The organism is Halapricum hydrolyticum (assembly GCF_025517535.1).
Lineage (GTDB): Archaea > Halobacteriota > Halobacteria > Halobacteriales > Haloarculaceae > Halapricum > Halapricum hydrolyticum.
On record NZ_JAOPKC010000001.1, the window covers coordinates 42,381 to 61,647 of the forward strand.

At 60.0% G+C, this 19,267-nt stretch carries 17 protein-coding genes and 1 pseudogene; 5 read left to right on the forward strand and 13 right to left on the reverse strand.

Annotated elements, in window-relative coordinates; all coding sequences use genetic code 11:
- The first annotated feature begins 76 nt into the window (after positions 1-76).
- Positions 77-847, forward strand: coding sequence for a creatininase family protein (locus OB916_RS00225; RefSeq protein WP_315907269.1), 771 nt, complete (start codon positions 77-79; stop codon positions 845-847).
- A gap of 21 nt (positions 848-868) precedes the next feature.
- Here OB916_RS00225 and OB916_RS00230 read toward each other — a convergent pair whose 3' ends face one another.
- Together OB916_RS00230 and OB916_RS00235 are read right to left on the reverse strand one after the other, a co-directional pair.
- Positions 869-1,027: a ribbon-helix-helix protein, CopG family gene (locus tag OB916_RS00230; protein ID WP_315907270.1), complete on the reverse strand. Its 159-nt coding sequence runs from the start codon at positions 1,025-1,027 to the stop codon at positions 869-871.
- A 56-nt stretch (positions 1,028-1,083) separates the two neighbouring features.
- Entirely contained in the window at positions 1,084-1,578 is a 495-nt protein-coding gene (locus OB916_RS00235) for a DUF555 domain-containing protein (RefSeq protein ID WP_315907271.1), read from the reverse strand.
- 112 nt (positions 1,579-1,690) lie between these two features.
- Between OB916_RS00235 and OB916_RS00240 the strand changes: the two genes are divergently transcribed.
- Entirely contained in the window at positions 1,691-2,614 is a 924-nt protein-coding gene (locus OB916_RS00240; protein ID WP_315907794.1) for a DNA-3-methyladenine glycosylase family protein, read from the forward strand.
- Positions 2,615-2,812: 198 nt separating this feature from the next.
- Here OB916_RS00240 and OB916_RS00245 read toward each other — a convergent pair whose 3' ends face one another.
- The 4 genes from OB916_RS00245 to OB916_RS00260 are packed head-to-tail and all read right to left on the reverse strand — an operon-like array spanning position 2,813 to position 5,838.
- Complete coding sequence (locus OB916_RS00245; protein ID WP_390883999.1) at positions 2,813-4,369, reverse strand: TrkH family potassium uptake protein; 1,557 nt, start codon at positions 4,367-4,369, stop codon at positions 2,813-2,815.
- A gap of 35 nt (positions 4,370-4,404) precedes the next feature.
- Entirely contained in the window at positions 4,405-5,091 is a 687-nt protein-coding gene (locus OB916_RS00250) for a potassium channel family protein (protein ID WP_315907272.1), read from the reverse strand.
- Positions 5,092-5,147: 56 nt separating this feature from the next.
- The gene (locus tag OB916_RS00255) at positions 5,148-5,591 is read right to left on the reverse strand and encodes a universal stress protein (RefSeq protein WP_315907273.1); all 444 of its coding nucleotides are present in this window, start codon (positions 5,589-5,591) and stop codon (positions 5,148-5,150) included.
- The gene (locus tag OB916_RS00260) at positions 5,584-5,838 is read right to left on the reverse strand and encodes a hypothetical protein (protein WP_315907274.1); all 255 of its coding nucleotides are present in this window, start codon (positions 5,836-5,838) and stop codon (positions 5,584-5,586) included. The genes OB916_RS00255 and OB916_RS00260 overlap by 8 nt, the downstream gene beginning before the upstream one ends.
- 291 nt (positions 5,839-6,129) lie before the next feature.
- Between OB916_RS00260 and OB916_RS00265 the strand changes: the two genes are divergently transcribed.
- Positions 6,130-6,873 (forward strand): Lrp/AsnC family transcriptional regulator, encoded by a 744-nt coding sequence (locus OB916_RS00265; RefSeq protein WP_315907275.1) that lies wholly within the window; start codon positions 6,130-6,132, stop codon positions 6,871-6,873.
- Positions 6,874-7,225: 352 nt separating this feature from the next.
- Here the strand turns inward: OB916_RS00265 and OB916_RS00270 are convergent, their stop codons facing one another.
- The 3 genes from OB916_RS00270 to OB916_RS00280 form a co-directional block, all read right to left on the reverse strand.
- Positions 7,226-8,182, reverse strand: a complete 957-nt coding sequence (locus OB916_RS00270) for a universal stress protein (protein ID WP_315907276.1) — start codon at positions 8,180-8,182, stop codon at positions 7,226-7,228.
- Between the two features lie 114 nt (positions 8,183-8,296).
- Positions 8,297-8,566 (reverse strand): DUF7571 family protein, encoded by a 270-nt coding sequence (locus tag OB916_RS00275; protein WP_315907796.1) that lies wholly within the window; start codon positions 8,564-8,566, stop codon positions 8,297-8,299.
- Positions 8,567-8,772: 206 nt separating this feature from the next.
- On the reverse strand, positions 8,773-8,916 hold the full coding sequence (locus OB916_RS00280; protein WP_315907277.1) for a hypothetical protein: 144 nt from the start codon (positions 8,914-8,916) through the stop codon (positions 8,773-8,775).
- Positions 8,917-8,975: 59 nt separating this feature from the next.
- Between OB916_RS00280 and OB916_RS00285 the strand changes: the two are divergent.
- Positions 8,976-10,238: pseudogene (locus OB916_RS00285) on the forward strand (RNA-guided endonuclease InsQ/TnpB family protein).
- Between the two features lie 97 nt (positions 10,239-10,335).
- Here the strand turns inward: OB916_RS00285 and OB916_RS00290 are convergent.
- The 4 genes from OB916_RS00290 to OB916_RS00305 all read right to left on the reverse strand — a co-directional run bounded on the left by OB916_RS00290 (position 10,336) and on the right by OB916_RS00305 (position 17,296).
- A complete protein-coding gene (locus tag OB916_RS00290; RefSeq protein ID WP_315907278.1) occupies positions 10,336-12,000 on the reverse strand; it encodes a tRNA uridine(34) 5-carboxymethylaminomethyl modification radical SAM/GNAT enzyme Elp3 in 1,665 nt (554 codons plus the stop codon).
- A 125-nt stretch (positions 12,001-12,125) separates the two neighbouring features.
- Positions 12,126-15,191 carry a DUF7286 family protein gene (locus OB916_RS00295; protein ID WP_315907279.1) on the reverse strand — a complete coding sequence of 1,022 codons (3,066 nt, stop codon included), beginning with the start codon at positions 15,189-15,191 and terminating at the stop codon, positions 12,126-12,128.
- A complete protein-coding gene (locus tag OB916_RS00300) occupies positions 15,188-16,213 on the reverse strand; it encodes a DUF7284 family protein (RefSeq protein ID WP_315907280.1) in 1,026 nt (341 codons plus the stop codon). The genes OB916_RS00295 and OB916_RS00300 overlap by 4 nt, the downstream gene beginning before the upstream one ends.
- A gap of 243 nt (positions 16,214-16,456) precedes the next feature.
- Positions 16,457-17,296, reverse strand: coding sequence for a proline-rich domain-containing protein (locus tag OB916_RS00305; RefSeq protein WP_315907281.1), 840 nt, complete (start codon positions 17,294-17,296; stop codon positions 16,457-16,459).
- Between the two features lie 249 nt (positions 17,297-17,545).
- Here OB916_RS00305 and OB916_RS00310 point away from each other — a divergent pair, with 249 nt between their 5' ends.
- On the forward strand, positions 17,546-19,102 hold the full coding sequence (locus OB916_RS00310; protein ID WP_315907282.1) for an MATE family efflux transporter: 1,557 nt from the start codon (positions 17,546-17,548) through the stop codon (positions 19,100-19,102).
- Positions 19,103-19,267 lie beyond the last annotated feature (165 nt).

A 19,267-nucleotide genomic window follows, 5' to 3' on the forward strand; every position in this document is an offset into this window, starting at 1 on the left:
CCTTAAGTTGCGTCTTTCGGTCCCGCAGCTTGCCCCTCTCGGCACGTTCAAGTGGTCACTCGCCTGTACGTGTCCTATGTACCTCGCCGAGCACGCGTGGCCGGACCTGGAGTCGTACTTCGAGTCCGAATCGCTCGCTATCGTCCCGCTGGGGTCGACAGAGCAGCACGGCCCTCATCTACCGGAAGGCACCGATCACCTGATCGCCGAGGGGTTCGCGCGTGAAGCCGCAGCGCGAACCGGATACCTCTGCACGCCGACGATCAATATCGGTGTCAGCCCCCACCACCGCCAGTTCCCGGGAACGATGTGGGTCGATCCGCCAGCGTTCAGAGCGTACGTCGAGAGCTTCTCGCGGAACCTCGCGTACCACGGGATCGACCGGATCGTCTACGTGAACGCCCACGGCGGCAACGTCGACCACCTCCGGGAGGTCGGACGACGGCTCCACGGAGACGAGGTCGCCTTCGCAGTCGAGTGGATGTGGAACGAGAGCATCCCCGAACTCGTCGACGAGGTCTTCGAGCAGAACGGTCCCCACGGCGGTCCGAAAGAGACCGCGCTGATCCAGCATCTGGCCGGCGACCTCGTCCACGACGACCGCCTGGAAGACGCCAGAGACGGCGGCGTCCCGGACATCGAGGCCGCCGAGACGACCAAGTTCGGCGCACGGACGTTCTACGACGCGATCGACAACTCGGACAACGGCGTGTTCGGTGATCAGACCGACGCGACCGCACAGAAGGGCGAGCAACTGTTCGAGGCCGCCGCCGATCAGCTCGTCCAGCTCTGTGAGTGGCTATCCGACCAGGACATCGACGACCTGCTGCCCGAGCCACGCGTGTGAGTGGGTTTCAGATCGAGACTGCTACTCCTTGCGGGATTTCAGCCACCGGTCGAGACACTCCCGAATCGCCGCGTCGCGGTTCCCGCGGTGGTCGGTAAACGCGACGTCGTCGAGCGCCTCTAACGTCTCCTCGTCGAACTCGACGGTGACCGTGTCCATATCGAGAAACGTCTCGTCCATCACTGCAATATGGGGCACTTGAGAACAAATAGGTTCGTCAGACGCACGTCACAGCACTACTCGTCGATGAGTTCTTCGAACTCCGGGAGAATGTCCTCGCCTTCTCCGGAGCTTTCGCCGGTCGCGTTGTCGTCGCCTGGTTCGTCACCCACATCGTCGGATTCGGTCTCGTCGACGACTTCCGACTCATCCGACTCGTCCTCGTCTGACTCCTCTTCGATCTCTTCGATTTCGAGGACTTCGAGCGGGATGTTCTCCAGGCGCTGGCCGATCTCTTTGCGGGCGATCCGGGCCGCGTGCTCGTCGCGTTCGACGTTGAAGACCGTCATCTCCAGTTCGAGCGCGACCAGACTCTCGTCAGCGGCGAGGAACGCGGGCTCGAGTTCTTCCCCACAGTGTGGACAGGAGCGACCGCCCATGTTGATCTCGACGTAGTTGAGATCGGGATTCAACATCTCGCCCGTCTTCGAGATGGCGATCCGAACCGCTTCGTCAGCCGTTTCCACGTCGTAGACTGGAACGGCGGCTTCGACGACAACTCGACAGTTCATATACTGGTATTACTGGCCCAGCGATATGAAGGTTAGCCACGGTTTCTCGATGCGTCACGCCGAGCGTGGCCGACCGAAACGGAAAAGCGAACGCGGCCCCGAACCCGAGCGAATGGAAGCTGGACGGATCGACGTGTCCGCGCTGGCCGGTGGGTTCGATCTCCAGGCGACCCTCGAGAGCGGCCAGTCGTATCTCTGGCAACGTGCCGACGGTCGAATGTACGACGGTGACGAGCAAAGCGGCGGCGACGCCTGGTACGAGACGGTCGTCCGCGTCGACGACGACCGCATCCGACTCGACGCCGGTGACCCGGTCGTCGTGCGCGTCCGTCAGCGCGACGGAGCCCTCGAATGGGAGTCGACGACGGACGCCGACTGGATCGTCCGATCGCTGCTCCGTCTCGAGGACGACCTGCCGGCGATCCGCGCGGCGACGCCGGACGACCGGTTGCTCGACGCCGCCTTCGACCGCTACTGGGGGATGCGGCTAGTCCGGGACCCCCCGTTCGGGACGCTGATCTCCTTTATCTGCTCGGCACAGATGCGCGTCTCCCGGATCCACGAGATGCAACTCGCGATGGCCGAGGCGTTCGGCGACACGGTCGCCGTCGACGGCCGTACGTATCGGGTGTTCCCGACGCCGGACCAGCTCGCGGCAGCCACGGAATCGGAGCTTCGCGACCTCGGCCTGGGCTATCGCGCTCCGTACGTCCAGCGGACGGCCGAGATGGTCGCGTCGGGCGAGGCTCATCCGGACGATGCGCGCGACCGCGCCTACGAGGACGCCCGGGAACACCTGACGCAGTTCGTCGGCGTCGGACAGAAAGTCGCCGACTGCGTCCTGCTGTTCTCGCTTGACTTTCTGGAAGCCGTCCCGCTGGACACCTGGATCCAGACGACGATCGAAGAGTACTACCCCGACTGCGATCGCGACAGTTACGCCGCGACCTCACGGGCGATACGGGAGCGACTTGGCGGGGAGTACGCCGGCTACGCCCAGACCTACGTCTTCCACCACCTTCGTAGCGAGTCGTGACTGCGTTGTACCATGCTGCCGGCGGCGTCATAGAACAGTTGGCATACTCGAGTTACGAATCGGTAGAGACCGGTGAGCAATAGACCGTGATGATTCCTGAATCATTGAGTCTCGTTTACAAAGAGTACGATGATCACAGAGCGAATACACACTGTCTGAGTGAGTACTTCAAGAGTCAGTATGTGTCGTCTAACTGTCTTATCGGTATAGATTAAGGCGTTGGAGGAGCGAACCGACCAACACGGCCACTGGAATGATTTCAAGCCGCCCGACCCACATGTTGATGATCAACATCCCTTTGGCGGGAGCAGGCATGGTCGACCCGGTAATCCCGGAATCGAGTCCCACGTTGCTCTGGGCGCTCATCACGTCGAAGATTACGTATTCCAGTGGATGGGCCGGTGAGAGAACACGTAGGAGGACGGCAACACCGATCGCCAGAAATGTGAGCCAGAGGACGAACACGACTGTCGCTTCCGTGTACTCGCGCTGGGCCTGTTCCTCGTCGAGTCGCCGGCCATCGATATTCAGGTACCGAATCGCACTCGACGGGTGGAACACCTCTTGAATCTGCCAGACTGTCCCTTTGACGAGCGTAGCAACCCGGATGAGTTTCAGGCCACTGACCGTCGAACCGGCCGCCGCGCCAGTGAGCATCCCGACACACGCCAGCAGTGTCGCACCGGCACTCCAGACCTGTTCCGTCCCACCGCCGATCGTCGTACTGCCGAAGCCCGTGTTCGACGTCGCCGAGACGAACTGGAAGAGGCTGATCCGAAACGTCTCTTCGAGCGAAGAGTACTGGCCGTTCGCGTAGAGGATCACTGTCAGCAGGAGTGAGCCGATAGTGAACCAGATGAACACCCATCGCGTTTGCAGATCGGTGTAGAAGTTCCGAATTTCCCCCTTGAAGATCAGATAGTGGACGGGGAAGGCGATACTCCCCGCGACCATCACGGGGACCGTTGCGTACTCGATCAACGGACTGCCGTAATGGCCGATCGAATCCGCGTGCACGGAGAATCCACCCGTCGCTATGCCAGTCATCCCGTGGTTAATCGCATCCCACAGCGGCATCCCGACGAGCACAAACAGAATGATCGAGCCGAGCGTGAGACCCACGAAGATCTTCCAGATCTCACGGACGGTCGTCACGATACTCGGATGGATCTTTTCCGAGCGGGCTTCGCTCTCGTAGAGGGTGTACGAGCCACTGTGTCCCCCGCCCCGTCGGAGGATGGCGACGGTTAGCACGATGACACCGACACCACCGACCCACTCGATGAACGATCGCCACCAGTGGAGCGATCGGGGCAGTTCTTCTTCGACAGCAGCCATCGTGAGACCGGTCCCGGTGAAGCCGCTCATGCTCTCGAACACCGCATCCAGCGGACGGAGGAATACCTCAGTTGTCGAATCCATCGGTGGCGTGTTGGTCCAGACAGGAAACGGATCGATCTGGATCGTCCAGGCGATGAGGAGGAATGGCAACCCACCGAGGACACCGATCAGCGCCCATGCTGATGCAGCGGTGACCATCGCCTCGCGTTTTTCCGGCGGATCCGCGCCACGATACCGCCAGACGAGGCCAGTCCCGATCCCGGCCATGACGATCGCAGAGACGACGAATGCAGGAATCGCGTAGAACTCGGCGTTCACAGCTGCCACAAAGATGGACACCATCATCATCAGAGAGATCGCCTGCACGATGCGTCCAACGTCACGTCCGACAGCCTTCGTATCTACTTTCAACATATATTGAGATTCACTGCCCAGATTCGATTCCGTTGTTATGTCGTCCGGTCTTCGTAATGTCCGAAAATGTCCGTGAGCTCGGGGTTGGCCCCGGTTGCGGAATAAACAGTTAACAGATCGTTCGCTTTGATTCGCGTCTGCCCGCGCGGTGTTATTGGTTTGTTGTTATCCTCACGTTCGATGGCGACAATCAAGACATCGTCCGACAGGATCCCCTCTTTACCAGCTTCAGTGAGTGTCTTTCCAGCAACCGGTGCGTCCTCTGTGACCGTGATTTCGAAGACCTCTGCCTGATCGCCGATCCGCATGTAATCGACGATAGCTGGTCGGGCGACCGCTCGGTAGAGATGCCCGGCGATGAGTTGCTGCGGGTTTTCGATCGTATTCACGTCGATCTGACGGAAGAGATTCATGTGCTCGGGGTTGTGGACCACCGACGTGATTGCTGGGATATCAAATTCCGCTGCGAGCAGACAGATCATGACGTTCGTCGCGTCTTGATCAGTCGTCGAGATAATGGCGTCTGCTCGCCCAGCCCCGGCGTCGCTGAGTGTTTCTTTCGACGTGGCATCTGCATTGAGCACCAGGCAGTCGTGCTCGCCGGCGATAGCGTCGGCTCTCTGTGCGTCTCTCTCGATCACTACAACCTCGTTTCCGGAGCGTGTCGCAATATCGATCAATGGTGTTCCGATATCGCCTGCGCCAACAATGATGATGTACATATCTGAGATGGATTAGCGGTCTGTGGTCTGCTTGGATAGGTGGTGTTCGATCCGGATCATGATTCACTCACGTCTTCCTCGGGAAAGACCAGGATCGGGACGTCACTGTTGTTGAGGAGGTGGTGCGTAACGTCCCCACTTAACAATTTCTGCCAGCGACTCCCACCGCGTGGTGTAAACACAATAGCACTTGCGTCGAGGTCGTGTGCCGCATCGATGAGCGTCTGTGCGACATCGGTGCCGTACAGAATCTCCGTTTCGAGGGTGATACCAGTATCGCTGAGGCCATCCCTGACAACAGCGAACAGGTCTCGTGCCGCCTGCTCGCGCTGTTCAACGGAGGCTTTATCGAGCGCACCACCGGCTTTTTCGATGACGTGGACGGCGATCACGGTCCCACCAACGTCGTCAACGTGCGAAGCGACTGCCTCTGTCGTCGCCGCTGCGTCGTCAGGATCAGCTACTGGAACAATGGTTCGCTCGAGAACTGATTCAGTCATGTTGCTTCTCCTCCTCTTCGTCGTAGGTCTCCCCGAGGTACTGCCATCGATATGAACCACCGTCACCGTCGATATCTGGAATCCACCTGACGTGGTAGGCGAAGGGGCCACGCGCCCCCTCTGGTGCATCCGGGCGTTTGACGACCACGAATGTATACGCGCCGTGGTCCTCCATATGAACGAGTTCTTCGCCCGCCCGTGGGTCAATCGCGTCTGTCCCCGGCGGAGTAGGGTCAGTTGCAGTCATATGTTGAGTGCCTCCCTGCTGATTCTCGCCCATCTATTCGAACGACGATGGTTCGGGATGGGCTGCTTCGAACGACATGTGCGGATGTCTTGCCGTGGAAGTGATCTACACTCTCCTAGATTATCGACACAGCATAACACTTCGCGTTTCATTTTCGAAGGAGAAATATATGGGGGGATATTTCCCTCTTCCATAACATTGATGGGTGTATATGATATATAGGTCGTCTAACAGTGAGTGGTTGCGCAGCCAAATCGGGGGTTAATTATGCGTTATGACCGTAGCTCTCGTATGGTATCTCGCATCGACGAGATCGACAAGCGCATCCTCTATTATCTGGCAAAGGATGCGAGGAACACGGCGGCGCCGGAAATCGCCGACGAGATGGAGGTGACACCAGCGACGATCCGGAATCGAATCCGTCAACTCGAAGAGGAAGGGGTTCTGCGGGGCTACCTTGCGGACATCGACTACAAATCCATCGAAGGACACGTCACCTACCAGTTTAGCTGTACAGCTCCGATTCCAGAGCGTGACCGCCTCGCACAGGCGGCCCTGGAGGTTTCGGGCGTCGTGACCGTCCGGGAGTTGATGACTGGTAACGCGAACCTGGCAATAACGGCTGTCGGATCGGACACGAACGATATCGGCCGCATTGCGGGTGAGCTGTCGGACATCGGGCTCGATATTGAGGACGAGAGCGTGATCGAAAAGGAGTACCACCGACCGTACGACCCGTTCGGACCGGAAGACGCCCCGAAGGGGCCGTCATTGACGGATTTCATGGGGCTCGCTGGCGGAGCGGAAGTCGTCGAATTCACTGTGTCAGAGGGGGCCGAGGTTGCCGGGTTGACTATCGAAGAGGCGGTCGATGAGGGGTTGTTGGCTGACGAGATGCTGGTGGTCGGTGTTGAACGGGACGGTGACGTCATCACGCCAAAAGGTGAAACGGTTATCGAGGCGGGAGACGTGATTTCCCTGTTCTCGAAAACGGGGCTAGAGAAAGACGCCTTAGAGGTGTTTGGGACACGATGACTGGCATCAATAAACCTATAATAGAGGTCGTGAACTTCGAACGGAAGAACCATGAAATGTGAACGATGTGGGTCGGATGGGTCTGTTGAGCGGTACGACGTAGACGGATTCACCGGATATCTCTGCGATGACTGTGTCGAGGTCTGGGAGCAAATCCAGTCCCAATAGCGGCACGATCGACGGGACGGTCGTAAATTCTGTCTGATAGTTGGTTCAGATAACGAGCACCGAATCAACCAGTGGTGTTGTCTCACGGCGACGCAACTGTTGAAATGGATTTTGAGAGGTGCAGAGATGCAATTAATCGCGGGAGTGTGTCGTGTGTGATTTCGACTGTCGGATGTCGCGGCAGTCAGAACCAGCGCGAAATCAAGGATTCTGTGTCCTTCCGATGGACTGTCAGTATCGGTTGTGGGTCGGTGTTGTTCATTATGTCGTCTACTGTGGATCCGAAGATATATCGACGGAGTTCTCCTTTTTCTGGCGCCCCGAGAACGGTCAAATCACGCGTTTCAGACTGTTCGATGATCGTGTCGGCCACATCAGGTTTGCAGAGAACGTCACAATGTACTTCGATCGACTCAGCGACCCGAGAACGGCAGGTATCAAGCAGTTTCGCTGCATCGTTTTCCCGCTGTTCAGAGGCGTCTTCGGAGATGACGTGAAGCAGTTCGATCGAACAGCCGTACGCGGTAGCGATCGCCTCCGCGATCCGTATTGCAAGCCCGGAGTGGGGACCTCCAGCGACTGGCACGAGAATACTTGTCGGTGAGTCGAATGCGGGCATTCCTGACCCGACGATAGTGTGACACTGCAAGCCGTCCGTCTGATCGGATCCCATCCGAGAGAAAAAACTCTCTTCCTCTTTGTCGATGAGGACACTCGTGATATCGTGACTCTCGATGAACGAGTGCAAGAGATCGTCAGAGAGTTCTTTTCGCTGTTGAACGACAGGCACGTCGAACTCCTGCTTGATCATGAACTTGGTGCCCGCGTCATGACGGACAACGTCCGTGTTCTTCGTGTCACCCGGCTCGACAGCGTGGAGAAGATAGAGTGTGCCGTCTGTCCCGCTGGCGATACTAGCCCCGAGAAGACCGGTTTCGGTGACGTTCACAGCCTCGTGGAATGGCACGAGAATCCGTTGATCTTCGGATGGCCACGCCACATCTTCGCACTTAAGTGTCTGGATCTGTGGAGGATCATCCGAATTAACTGGCATGAGACGCATTCTATAGCACAGAATGATAAATGCACCCCTTCTGTGGAAGACTACGATATCAGCTGGTTTCGCGAGCCGGAAGTGCATGAAAACACCTTGTGAACACTTCTATGACGCCCTCCTATGCTGCTGCTATCCGTCGATGGTGACATCCAGTACGACGGAGTACCGGAGTCCGTTACGAGGGACTCCCGGACAGGATCAGGCCGAGGACGATTCTCGCGTCCATCCGGGATCGGTCCCGGTCCGTTCGATCAGCTCGGCCCGACAGGCCGGACAGTAGTCGGGGACGGCAGATCCGCCCCGTGGAACGTACACTGCGCCGCCACACTCCACGCACGCGTCCGCGCCGATCGTCACGCAGTCCGCACAGACGTTGAAGTCGTCGACCGTGAGGTCACGCAACGGTTCGAGTTGTTTGTCCAGAGTGTACTCGTCGATAACCGTCTGACAGCGCTGGCACAGTTGCATGGCGATCCGTTTCGACACATGTGATCGTGTCTCATATACCTGCCGACTGTGGCGAAATTCCCGGACGTGGGGGAAAAGACCGCTACCTGTAACAGCGCGAGAGTCCCGCCCTTCCCGTGAGGGACGAGTGTTCCGACACGCAGTCGGAACCGAGGACCGAACAGGGCGGGCGTGAAGCGCGTAATCTCCGTCAAGAAACCGCCGTGTTACTGCTGGTCTTGAGTCTCCAACGTATCAAGCCCGGCTTCTAACACCTCTGCATAGGCTTCTGAGAGGTCCAAGTCATTTGCTTCTGCGTAGTCTTTCACTCGGCCACCGAGCGTGTGCGAGATGTCGATGTTCGGGCGCATACGAAAAGACTTTAAGACTAAAAGTATAAACGTCTGTTGTCGTGAAGCGCACCATTGTCGTGAAGCGCACCAACACGTTCGCCGTGCGCGCGCTCACAGACAACGATGAGCAGGTGCTACGGGACCTGTTGGACGCTTCCGCTGCTCTCTGGAACGAAGTGATCGGGAAGAACACAGAAGCGTGGGAGTCGTTCTTCACGCTCAAAGACCAGTATCACGACGAGTCGAACACGTCGGTCACGGAACATCCAGAACCACCGGGGTTCCGTGGTCTTGGAAATCGGAGATTTCCAATGGTCGGCGAATCGTAGATTCGCCTCGACAACGAAGACGACGGACGTGTTCTCAAAGGCGTCATACGAAAGGACGCATACAGCGTCGAATGGGGCGACCGCTCCCGGATTGAGATTGTCGTCGGAAAAGAACTCCGGGGTAGGCACGACAGCCCAAAGAGCCGTCTCCGACTGGAAATTGTTGGCAACCCGAACTGGCCCGACTACGAGGACCAGAGTCGGTTGGAACTGTGGTACGACGAGACTGATAGCACCTTCCGAGCTTCGCAACCCGTGACTGTTACATATGCACGGGACACTCCACTGGCCGACGAGACGGCCGCTCTGGACATTGGTGCGAACAATCTCGTCGCCTGTACCACCACGACTGGCGAGCAATACCTGTACGAAGGCCGCGAGTTGTTCCAGCGATTCCGGAACACAACGCGAGAAATCGCCCGGTTACAGTCGAAACTCGAAGACGGCAGGTACAGTAGCAAACGTATCCGGCGACTGTACCGCAAGCGAACCCGTCGTCGTGACCACGCACAAGAAGCACTGTACCGTGACCTGCTCGAACGACTGTACGCCGAGGGTGTCGATACGGTGTATATCGGTGGCTTGACCGACGTGCTGGAGACGCACTGGTCGGTCGAAACCAACGCGAAGACTCATAACTTCTGGGCGTTCAAGCAGTTCACTGAGCGGCTGGTCTGTACCGCCGAGGAATACGGTATCTCGGTAAAGGTCCGGTCGGAAGCATGGACGAGTCAAGAGTGCCCACAGTGCGGTTCGACAGACCGAACGACGCGGCATCAGGACACGCTCACCTGTCCCTGTGGGTTTGAGGGCCACGCCGACCTCACAGCGTCAGAAACGTTCCTGAGACGGCACACTGAGAAGGCAGTCAGGCCGATGGCACGGCCCGTGCGGTTCGAGTGGGACGACCACGACTGGTCGGAGTCACCACGCTCTCATCGTCCCAAAGAACAGCGCACAGACCCGAGTACCGTTCACCACAGCGAGAATGTTGCCTCCGGGGAGTCGTAGGCCGGCTGGGACTCCCACGGAGGAAACCGCGCCGTCGTCGGGCTTCGCCCGACTGCTTGAGGGACGTAGTCCCTCTCTGTTCACGGCGCGGAGGATGTCATAGCTGTTTGCTCACGTATGGGCCGTCCTGGACGTACCCGAGCTTTTCTCGATAGTATTCGCGCGCACCGATCCCGCTGATGACGCTCAGCTTCTCGAAGCCGGCCTCGCGAGCGCGTCGTTCGGCCTCACCTAGCAGCTTCCGGCCGTAGCCCTGGTGTTGCCAGTCGGGCACGTCGCCCGTCGCGCCCCGGTCGCCGACGCCGACGGTGTTTCCGTAGACGTGCAGCTCTCGAACGAGTGCGGCGTCCTGCAACTCCTCGCGTGTCGGCTCGTTCGGGAACCGGAGCCGACAGAAGCCCACCAGGAGATCGCGGTCGCGGTCCTCGTAGCTGATGAAATGTTCCGTCCCGCCCCCGGCCTCATACGTGAGGGTGTCGAGGGTCACGTCTTCGGGATCTTCGTCGTTCATCCCGACCTCACGACACCGGATGCAATCACAGGACGTCCCCTTCTCGTCCATCCGCTGGCGCGCGAGCTGGCGGAGATTGGACTTCTGGACGCCCGCCTCGATGAAGTCTGCGGGAATGTCTCGCTGGACGCGCTGCAGGCGCGTGTACTTCGGAATGAGGTCCTTGATCTCCGCGACCAGTTCCGCGGCCTCCTCGCTGGAGAGAGGCTCGTAGTCGTCGCGGTGCCACATGTCGTAGGTCGCGGTCCCCTCGACGATCAGTGTGGGGTAGATCTTGAGATAATCCGGCCGCCAATCGCTGTGTTCGAAGATGCGCCTGAAGTCTTCGATGGCCATCTCCTTGCTCATCCCGGGCTGGCCAGGCATCATGTGATAGCCGACCTTGAAGCCAGCGTCCCGGAGCCGTCGGGTCGCGTCGATGCTGGCCTGGATTCCGTGGCCGCGGTGCATCTCGCGGTTGATCCGCTCGTAGGTCGTCTGGACGCCGACCTCGACTTTGGTTCCGCCCAGTCGCAGCATCCGATCGATCTGCTCGGGCCCACACCAGTCGGGCTTGGTCTCGAAGGTCGTCCCGATATTGCGGATGTTTCCGGTCTCGTTTTCCTCGATCACGTCTTCGAGATACGTGAACTCGTACTCATCGGGATCCTGGGCGAAACTGACCCCCTCGGCGGGTTCCGGCTCCGCCTCGGGGTCGAAGTCGTTCATCGCCTCTAAGGCGCGCTTGACGAACCACTCCTGGTAGTCGTGGCTGCGTGCGGTCATCGTCCCGCCCATCAGGATCAATTCGACCTTGTCGACGGTATGTCCGATCTCGCGCAACTGATTGAGTCGCAACGTCACCTGGCCGTAGGGGTCGTAGTCGTTTTGCTTGCCCCGTGCGGCGGCGGGTTCGTTGCCGGTGTAACTCTGGGCGCTGGAGAACTCCGAATCCGGCCCGCCCGGACAGTAGAGACACTTGCCGTGCGGACAGCGCTCGGGTGAGGTCATGATCGCAACCGGCGCGACTCCCGAGGCGGTTCGGACGGGCTTGCGCCGCAGGACTGACTCTAGTTCCTTGCGTTGCCCGTCCGGTGCGCGATCGAGGAGTTCGGAGTTTTTCGGGACCTTGTGAGAGCCGTGCTTCGAGCAAACCTCGCGTTTCGCTTGCTCGACGCCGTCCCGCTGGAGGTCGTCCTCGAGGATCCGGTCGATCAACTCCGCGCAGGCCTGCTCGAAGGCGTCCTCTGACTCCTGGCTGTCGGTGCTCATGGCCCCAAGACTGTCTGTAACTCGTGGAGTCGGCAGAATAAGGGTGTCGCTCCGGGCAGCCCGGGAATTGCTGCTGCCCGCCGGGCGCTGGTCGTCGTCGGCTGTCGTTCAGATCGCCTGACGCGTCAATCCGTGATCCAGTTACAGCTGTCCTCGTCCGGTTCCGGTCCAGTTTCCGGATACGGGCCGGCACAGCCGTATCGCTTCCCCCATGGATCACCGATCCCCGGCTTTCCCGTGGCGGCTTTCGTGTAGCTGGGCACGATGACGGCGACTACCGTGTCGCTCCTGAAGTCGATCGGGGTGACCGATCCGGCAGTCATCGCACCGTCGGCCAGTTCGACGGCGACCTCCCGGTCGTCGCGAATGTACCGGACCGGTTCCGATGTCGACGGATCACTAACGTCTGCTCTGAGTTCGAACCGGGCGTACTCGCCGTCGATCTGCAGGCCCCAGGTACTCAGCGTCGCATACCAGAACCCCGGCCACGGGACCAACGGGGCGCCCGACCGCGGCAGGAAGACGTTATCGTATTTGGTCACCATTGGGCCGTGTTCGACCCCGTCATCGAGATCGGTGAACCCGTCACCGGAGGCGCGCACCGCCGGTAGCTCGGTTCGATTCACTGTCGCCGATTCGAGATACGCTGGCGATGCGTCGATCGTGAACTTCACGTCGTCGTATAGCGGCGATCCTTCGAAATCTGCATCTCCCGCCATGTCCACGTCACCCGCAATCACCCGCTGGGCGAACGAGACCACCTCTGCGATCTCACCGTCGGCCACGTCCAGGGGCGCCATCACCTCGTCTTGCGCCGTATTTTTCGTATCTGTTGCCTTGTCGTCGAATCTCGACGTCCACTCGAAGACGTTGTCGAGATAGACCTTGGTGGCCTCCGCGCGGACCTTCGCCTTGGGATTCTCGTATGGCCCGCCCGGACCGTCCCCGTAGACCAGCCTCGATTTCATATCACTGATATTCTCTCGAAGCCCATCGAGAATCGGTTCGCCGTCGACGAACGTGGTCGGGCCGACCTCGACCGGTGGGATTTCGTCTTTCACCGTCGCTCGAACGTCGTCGACCTCATCTTCGATCCACGTTTCCAGCGTTTCGCGTTCCGCTTCTTCGAGCACGTCGGGTTCGAAGGTGTCTGTCCTACTGGTGACTGCTTCTCCCATCCTGTCTTCGGAAACGATCGACCCCGTATCGATCTTGTCGTCCAGTTTCGCTTCGAGTTCGTCCTCCGTGGACAGCTCGACGCCGAACACCTTACTCAGGGACCTTTGCGGGACGCGCTCGAAGTTCGGCACGTCCTCCGGGCCGGCCTCTCCGCCGCTCTCGTATACGTGCTCGGTCCCGAGATCGTCGACCTGCGTGCGCTGGCTGTGCTTGGCGTCGATGTCGACGTCGGACTCGAAGGTTACGTTACGCGTGGCCGTCGTTGTGGTGGTGTTGACACGAACGTTCTGCCCGTTTCCCTCCATACGCCGCCACTTTCGGACGTGCTTAAGCTCGTTTTCTATCGTAGCGGCCACGTTGCGCAGGTCTGACCACCTGTCTCCCTCGATGTTCGTATCGGGACCCCGCTCGGTCGTGACTTCCACATCGTCCGCATCGACGACCTCGTAGCGCCGCTCGCTTTCGACCTCCGTCCAGTTGTCCCCGGGCGGTTCCGGTGCCCAGGGTCGTGGCCCGTCTCTGCTTACGTCTTCGGAGACGTCGACCTCGACATCGTAGACGTGGCCGATCACCTCGTCAAATCTCGTGTCAGGGTCAAGTTCCATCCCGCTCAGCAGGTCTTCACTGTCTTCGCCGGATCCATCGACGTTGTCTTTGACGTCGCTCCACGCGTCGTCGCCTTCAGGATCGGTCTCGCCAGGCGGCCAGTCCACGCTGATATCATCGCGATTATTGAGATCAGTCAGCGACTCCGCTCGATCGCCGTAGCGTATCCCGTAGTAGGACGCATCGGCGAAGGGATTGACCTCGATCTCGACCGCTCCTCCGACGTTCCCGGCCTTGTCTTTGATGAACCCCTCGGTCATCTTCCGGATACTCGGTGGATCACCGAGTCCGCCCTCGGAGTTACCCATCATGTACCGTGTCGCCCGACAGAGCGTGTCTTCGTTTACTTGTATTCTTCCGTCATCGGACGACGCATCGGTTGCGTTTTCGAGTGCGGCCTCGCTGACGTCCCCAACATCGGATACGTCACTCGTGGTTGTGCCGTTTTTCGATACGGCATCGTACACCTTGTAGCCGGTCGATAGCGCGAAACACGTCATTCGCTCGCGCCTGATTCGATCGACGGCGGGATCCGCCGTTCCGAACGTCGCTTGCTGCACGTCGAACGCGGCGAGGTTGGCGAGGATCTCGGTCGATCGGTCGTCGTGGATCGGTTCGAAAGCGCGGTCCCATTTCTTCGGCCCGAACCGATCGAAATACGTCTTCGCCCAGGAGACGGGATACTGTCGGACCGCGAACTTCCTGCCGAAGCCGTAGTACAGCCGGTCGCCGTCGAAACCTGGCTCGAAGAAGCCGACGTTGAGTCGCCGCTCGTACTCCTGGGTTTTCTCGTGCATCTCGAAGACTGTCGTGGGGACGGTCAACTCGAACGTCCGCTGTGCTGTCTCGCGTCCGGCGTCGCTTTCGACTGTGAGAGTGACGTTTTCGATCGTCACGGCGACGACGCCGGTTTCGAGATCGCTGTCGTAATAGCCCGCGCTCATTTCGACGCGGTCGAGCGCTGCCTCAATACTGTCTGCGCCGCCTTCGACCGGCGGGAGCGACGCGCTCGCGGTCACGCCGTTGCCGACCGCTTGATCAGTTCGTGCGAGTTTCTCTCTGGCAGCCAGGTAGATCCGGAGCCTGACGTAATTCCTGAACGTATCGTCGGCACTGCCTCCCTTAATAGCATTTCCCAGGGCTGTATCAGCCGTCTCGGTCACTGGAGCGGCTGCTGCGTCCCTGAGCCCCGTCGTGGCCGCCTCTCGGAGGGTCACGTGCGTCGTCGTCTCTATCCGATCGAACGCCGTCGCGACGTCAGTGTCGGCTCTGGGATCCGTTCTGGTCTGGAGGGACACGACGGCGATGGAACTCGTTGCAAGCAGGACGACGCCGATCAGTGCGAACGGAATCCGGCCGCGATCGCTCTCTGCGATCGTGACTGTCGACGGTCGCTCGTTCGTCATGCGCGCCACACCCGAACTGTGATGACTATCTCTTCGATCGACGAAGATTCGTCGAAGGATTTCATTTCTTCATGGGAAATCGTTTCTTTGAGATCGTCCTCGATGACACCTCTCAGTCCGTCAGCCTCGCCCGCAGCCGACGGACCCAGCCCGTCAGTCCCGCGAGCGAGATACGCGTTCGCTTTCGTCGCGTTGGCTCCGCTTCGACCCAGCACGTTCTCGTCCGTCGCGGGATCAAAGTGGTAATACTCGTCCCCCCAGTCGGAGTCCGCCTCAGTCTCCGCCAGTATGGATTCGATTCGGAGGTATCTGTAGACGGCCAGATCTCTCCTGAACCACTGTCCTTCGAGTGCGACCTGCGTCTCGCCGGCCGGGAGATAGCGTTCGACGATCGTTTCGGCGAGGACACCCGCGGCTCGTTCGTACTTCTGATCGCTGCGCCCCGTACCGTATCCATCCTCGTATGCGTCTTCGACGTCTTCGCTGACTGGCTGCACCCCGCTCGGAACGCGCAGCGTCGCGAGTTGTACGTCTGCGTCTCCCGGGGGCGGGGACCCGTACGTCCCCGTGGCCGCGATAGACGCACCGTCGTACGGCTGCCACCGGCCAGTGACGTACGCGTCGTATCCCAGCCCCGTCAGTGCTTCCATGAGAGATCCTTCGACAGCGTCGGCGTAGATCTCCCCCTCTCTGGTCAACTGCCGCCCCTCGATCGTGACGTTGAGCATCGTACTGCTCGCGACCAGGTCGGCGACCGATCCGTACCGCTGGCGCTGGAAGACGCTGTTACTGTACGCATCGTCTTCGAAGTCAACGTCGTCGATGTCGTCGACGACGGGTCTCAGCGAGTAGCTCACGTTCGCAGTCGAGATGGATACCGTTTCGGAAACGTGATCGGACGCTTCCAGATCCATCCCGGGCTGGTCGGCCGCGAGCGAGGTCGCGACGACGAGGATACTCGCGGAGATGAGCAACAACGCGAGCGTCGCATCCACGACTGTCGAGATACCGCGCTGGCTCATGGTGGCTGCTGTATCGATTCCCCGATCCGACCTGTTTCGACACGGTCCATACCGTGCCTCCTTCCGTGATGGTATTTAAAATCTGACTTCGGGGTTGCTCGAAACGCGAGCGTGCTGAACGACGGGTATCGTCTGCTCTCGGAAGGGTCCCCTCGAATCGCTGGATATCTCGCTTCTAGTACGTTTCAGTGATCCGGTCCAGTAGCGGCGAAGACGTCGCAACCGCGGGTGGAGAACAGACGCTTATCGGCCGCCCTTGGCGTGTTCAGGCGGACCGCGTCGACGGCCGTCGTCCTCAGCTTCGTCGTCTTCGTCGTCGGATGGACCAACGTCCTCAGGCGGACCCTGAGTCGTGTTCCCGGATGGTCCGGCATGCTCGGGTGGCCCCTGAGTCGTGTTTCCGGATGGACCGGCATGCTCGGGCGGGCCCTGAGTCGTGTTTCCGGATGGACCGGCATGCTCGGGCGGACCCTGGCCGGGGTTGAACGTCGTCACGAACGCTGAGACGGTCTGTCCCATCGGACCGGAGACGTTCTCGCCCATGATCGTGTGCACGAATGAACTGACGTACAGCCCGAACGGCTCGCTGTCGTCGACAGTGACGTTACTGTAATCTGCCGTTCCGTTGTCGACGGTGAGATTGAGGTCGATGTCGAACGGCCGGTCGGTCTCGTTCTCTTCGAAATCTTCTTCAGTCTCGTTTTCGTCGAGGTCGGTCTCGTTCTCCTCCTCAGTCTCGTTTTCTGCGATCGACTCGGCGATTAGATCGGCCGTCGCTGACGCCGAGTCGTTGTCTGCGTAGGCGGTGACCGTCACCGTCACGTTCTCCTCGGGAGCCGAAAGCTCGACGAGTCCCTCGTCGTCGGTGGTGTAGTTCCCGGCCTCGTCGTAGGTTACATTACCGTCGTCGACGGTGACGTTGGCCCCGGCGACGCTGGTGTTGTTCGCTGTCACTGTGACGGTGACGTCGTCACCGTCCTGGGTGACTGACACGTCCAGTCCGTCTGCGGCTGCTGCTGGCCCGATAACAGACAGGGCCACGACAGCGGCCACGGCGACTGTCAGAAGCTGTTTCGCGTGCATCTCGTACGCCACTCCCCTCTGTATCTACATAAACCCGGAATCCCGTTTACTCCGTTCAACCGAACCTCCTTTCTGATACGGCCCTCTCAAAACTGTTTTTATCGTTCAAAATTCTCTCTCGATGTTTATTTCGGCCACTCCAACAGCCGCCGTAGATGTCGTCACGTTTTTGTTCGTCGATAGGTCCTGACTAACTAGTCAGTATGTTGGTCGCGAGTCGATGGTGTCGACGGTCAGGAGGTGACAGACGTGGAAGCTGACGAATCCGGGCACTCGGTCAATCTGACTGAGGGACCGCTGTTGCGGCCGCTGATCGCGCTGTCGCTGCCGATCGTCGCCTCCCAGTTGCTGCAGGTGACGTACAATCTGGCGGATACGTTCTGGGTTGGACGGCTGGGTCAGAACGCGGTGACTGCGCTGTCGCTGTCGCTGCCGTTCGTCTTTCTGATGGTCAGTCTCGGTGGCGGGTTGACCGTCGCCGGCACAGTACTGGTCTCACAGAACACCGGTGCGGGCAACACCGAGCGAGTGAGTCACGTCGCCGGCCAGACCATCGCGTTCGTCTCGCTGGTCTCGATCGGGCTGGCGTCGCTCGGGTTCGTCCTCTCGCCGGTGCTGTTGCCGCTGATCGGTGGTTCGGCCGACCCCGAGGCGATCCGGCTGGCGGTCGTCTACACGCGGATCATCTTCGTCGGCGTCGTCTTCATGTTCGGTTTCCAGATCTTTCAGGCGCTGTTGCGGGGGTACGGCGACACGGTGACGCCGATGTACCTGATGGGCGCGAGCGTGACGCTGAACGTCCTACTCGATCCGTTCCTCATCCTGGGGTTCCGAAACAATCTCCTGTTCGAGTGGGCACAGTGGCTCCCCGTCGGCGTCGACTTCCTCGCGCTGCAGACGGACCTCTACGCGGCGACGGGCTTTGCCGGACTGGGCGTGACGGGTGCGGCAGTCGCGACGGTCGTCTCCAGGGGAATCGCTGCGGCGATCGGGTTCTGGCTGATCTTCACCGACCGGGTCGGACTGACGGTCTCGCTGTCGGATCTGCGCCTCCAGCTCGACACGGTCAAGAAAATCATCGACATCGGCGTGCCGACGGCCGCGGAACAGAGCGCCAACTCCCTGGCCTACACCGTCATGACGGCGCTTGCGGCGATGGTCAGCGGCCCTGCCGTCGCCGCCTACGGGATTGGCAACCGAATCAACACGTTCGTCTTTCTGCCGGCGATCGGGCTTGCCCGCGGGACCGAGACGGCTGTCGGGCAGAACCTCGGTGCCGGGAAGAACGACCGGGCGAAACGTGCGGTCCTGCTTTCGACGGGGATCGTCGGCGTAGTCTTCGGGGTCGTGAGCGTGCTCGTGTTCCTGCTCGCGCGTCCGCTCGTGACGGCTTTCATTCCCGGCGACCCCGGGGTCATTCGTCTGGGGACGGACTACTTCAAGATCATCGGCCCGACCTACGTCTTCATGGGCGCGTTCCAGGTCATCAACGCCGGGTTCCGCGGTGCCGGTTCCACGCGGACGGCGATGGTCTTCTCGATCATCTCTCAGTGGGGCGTTCGCATCCCGCCGACGTATCTGCTGATCACCGTCGCCGGCATCGGCGCGATGGGCGTCTGGGGCGGCATCGCCTTCTCGCACGTCGCCGCCGCGGCGGCCGTGGCCGTCTGGTACGTCTACGGCGACTGGGCGGAGAACGTCTTGGAAGAAGACGAATCATCGCCGGGTATGACCGACGACGAACAACTCTCCGAACCAGACGGCGACGAACTGCCTATCGAGGAAGAACCGTCCGTCGATGACTGATCACTTCCGACTGTGGTGTGAGTCCCGCAACTCACCGTCACACTCAGGGCACGCTGCCCAGTAGGACGCTGGAACGACCGATTTCCCACAATTAACATACTCGAAACGCGGTCGACTGGACGTATGTTTCGAACTCACGCGAGATCGTCCGACGTTGCCCGTGAT

Coding starts and splice junctions, on each gene's coding strand:
- OB916_RS00225 (WP_315907269.1), top strand. CDS start 77: ATGTACCTCGCCGAGCACGCGTGGCCGGACCTGGAGTCGTACTTCGAG.
- OB916_RS00230 (WP_315907270.1), bottom strand. CDS start 1,027: ATGGACGAGACGTTTCTCGATATGGACACGGTCACCGTCGAGTTCGAC.
- OB916_RS00235 (WP_315907271.1), bottom strand. CDS start 1,578: ATGAACTGTCGAGTTGTCGTCGAAGCCGCCGTTCCAGTCTACGACGTG.
- OB916_RS00240 (WP_315907794.1), top strand. CDS start 1,691: ATGGAAGCTGGACGGATCGACGTGTCCGCGCTGGCCGGTGGGTTCGAT.
- OB916_RS00245 (WP_390883999.1), bottom strand. CDS start 4,369: ATGTTGAAAGTAGATACGAAGGCTGTCGGACGTGACGTTGGACGCATC.
- OB916_RS00250 (WP_315907272.1), bottom strand. CDS start 5,091: ATGTACATCATCATTGTTGGCGCAGGCGATATCGGAACACCATTGATC.
- OB916_RS00255 (WP_315907273.1), bottom strand. CDS start 5,591: ATGACTGAATCAGTTCTCGAGCGAACCATTGTTCCAGTAGCTGATCCT.
- OB916_RS00260 (WP_315907274.1), bottom strand. CDS start 5,838: ATGACTGCAACTGACCCTACTCCGCCGGGGACAGACGCGATTGACCCA.
- OB916_RS00265 (WP_315907275.1), top strand. CDS start 6,130: ATGGTATCTCGCATCGACGAGATCGACAAGCGCATCCTCTATTATCTG.
- OB916_RS00270 (WP_315907276.1), bottom strand. CDS start 8,182: ATGCACTTCCGGCTCGCGAAACCAGCTGATATCGTAGTCTTCCACAGA.
- OB916_RS00275 (WP_315907796.1), bottom strand. CDS start 8,566: ATGCAACTGTGCCAGCGCTGTCAGACGGTTATCGACGAGTACACTCTG.
- OB916_RS00280 (WP_315907277.1), bottom strand. CDS start 8,916: ATGCGCCCGAACATCGACATCTCGCACACGCTCGGTGGCCGAGTGAAA.
- OB916_RS00290 (WP_315907278.1), bottom strand. CDS start 12,000: ATGAGCACCGACAGCCAGGAGTCAGAGGACGCCTTCGAGCAGGCCTGC.
- OB916_RS00295 (WP_315907279.1), bottom strand. CDS start 15,191: ATGACGAACGAGCGACCGTCGACAGTCACGATCGCAGAGAGCGATCGC.
- OB916_RS00300 (WP_315907280.1), bottom strand. CDS start 16,213: ATGAGCCAGCGCGGTATCTCGACAGTCGTGGATGCGACGCTCGCGTTG.
- OB916_RS00305 (WP_315907281.1), bottom strand. CDS start 17,296: ATGCACGCGAAACAGCTTCTGACAGTCGCCGTGGCCGCTGTCGTGGCC.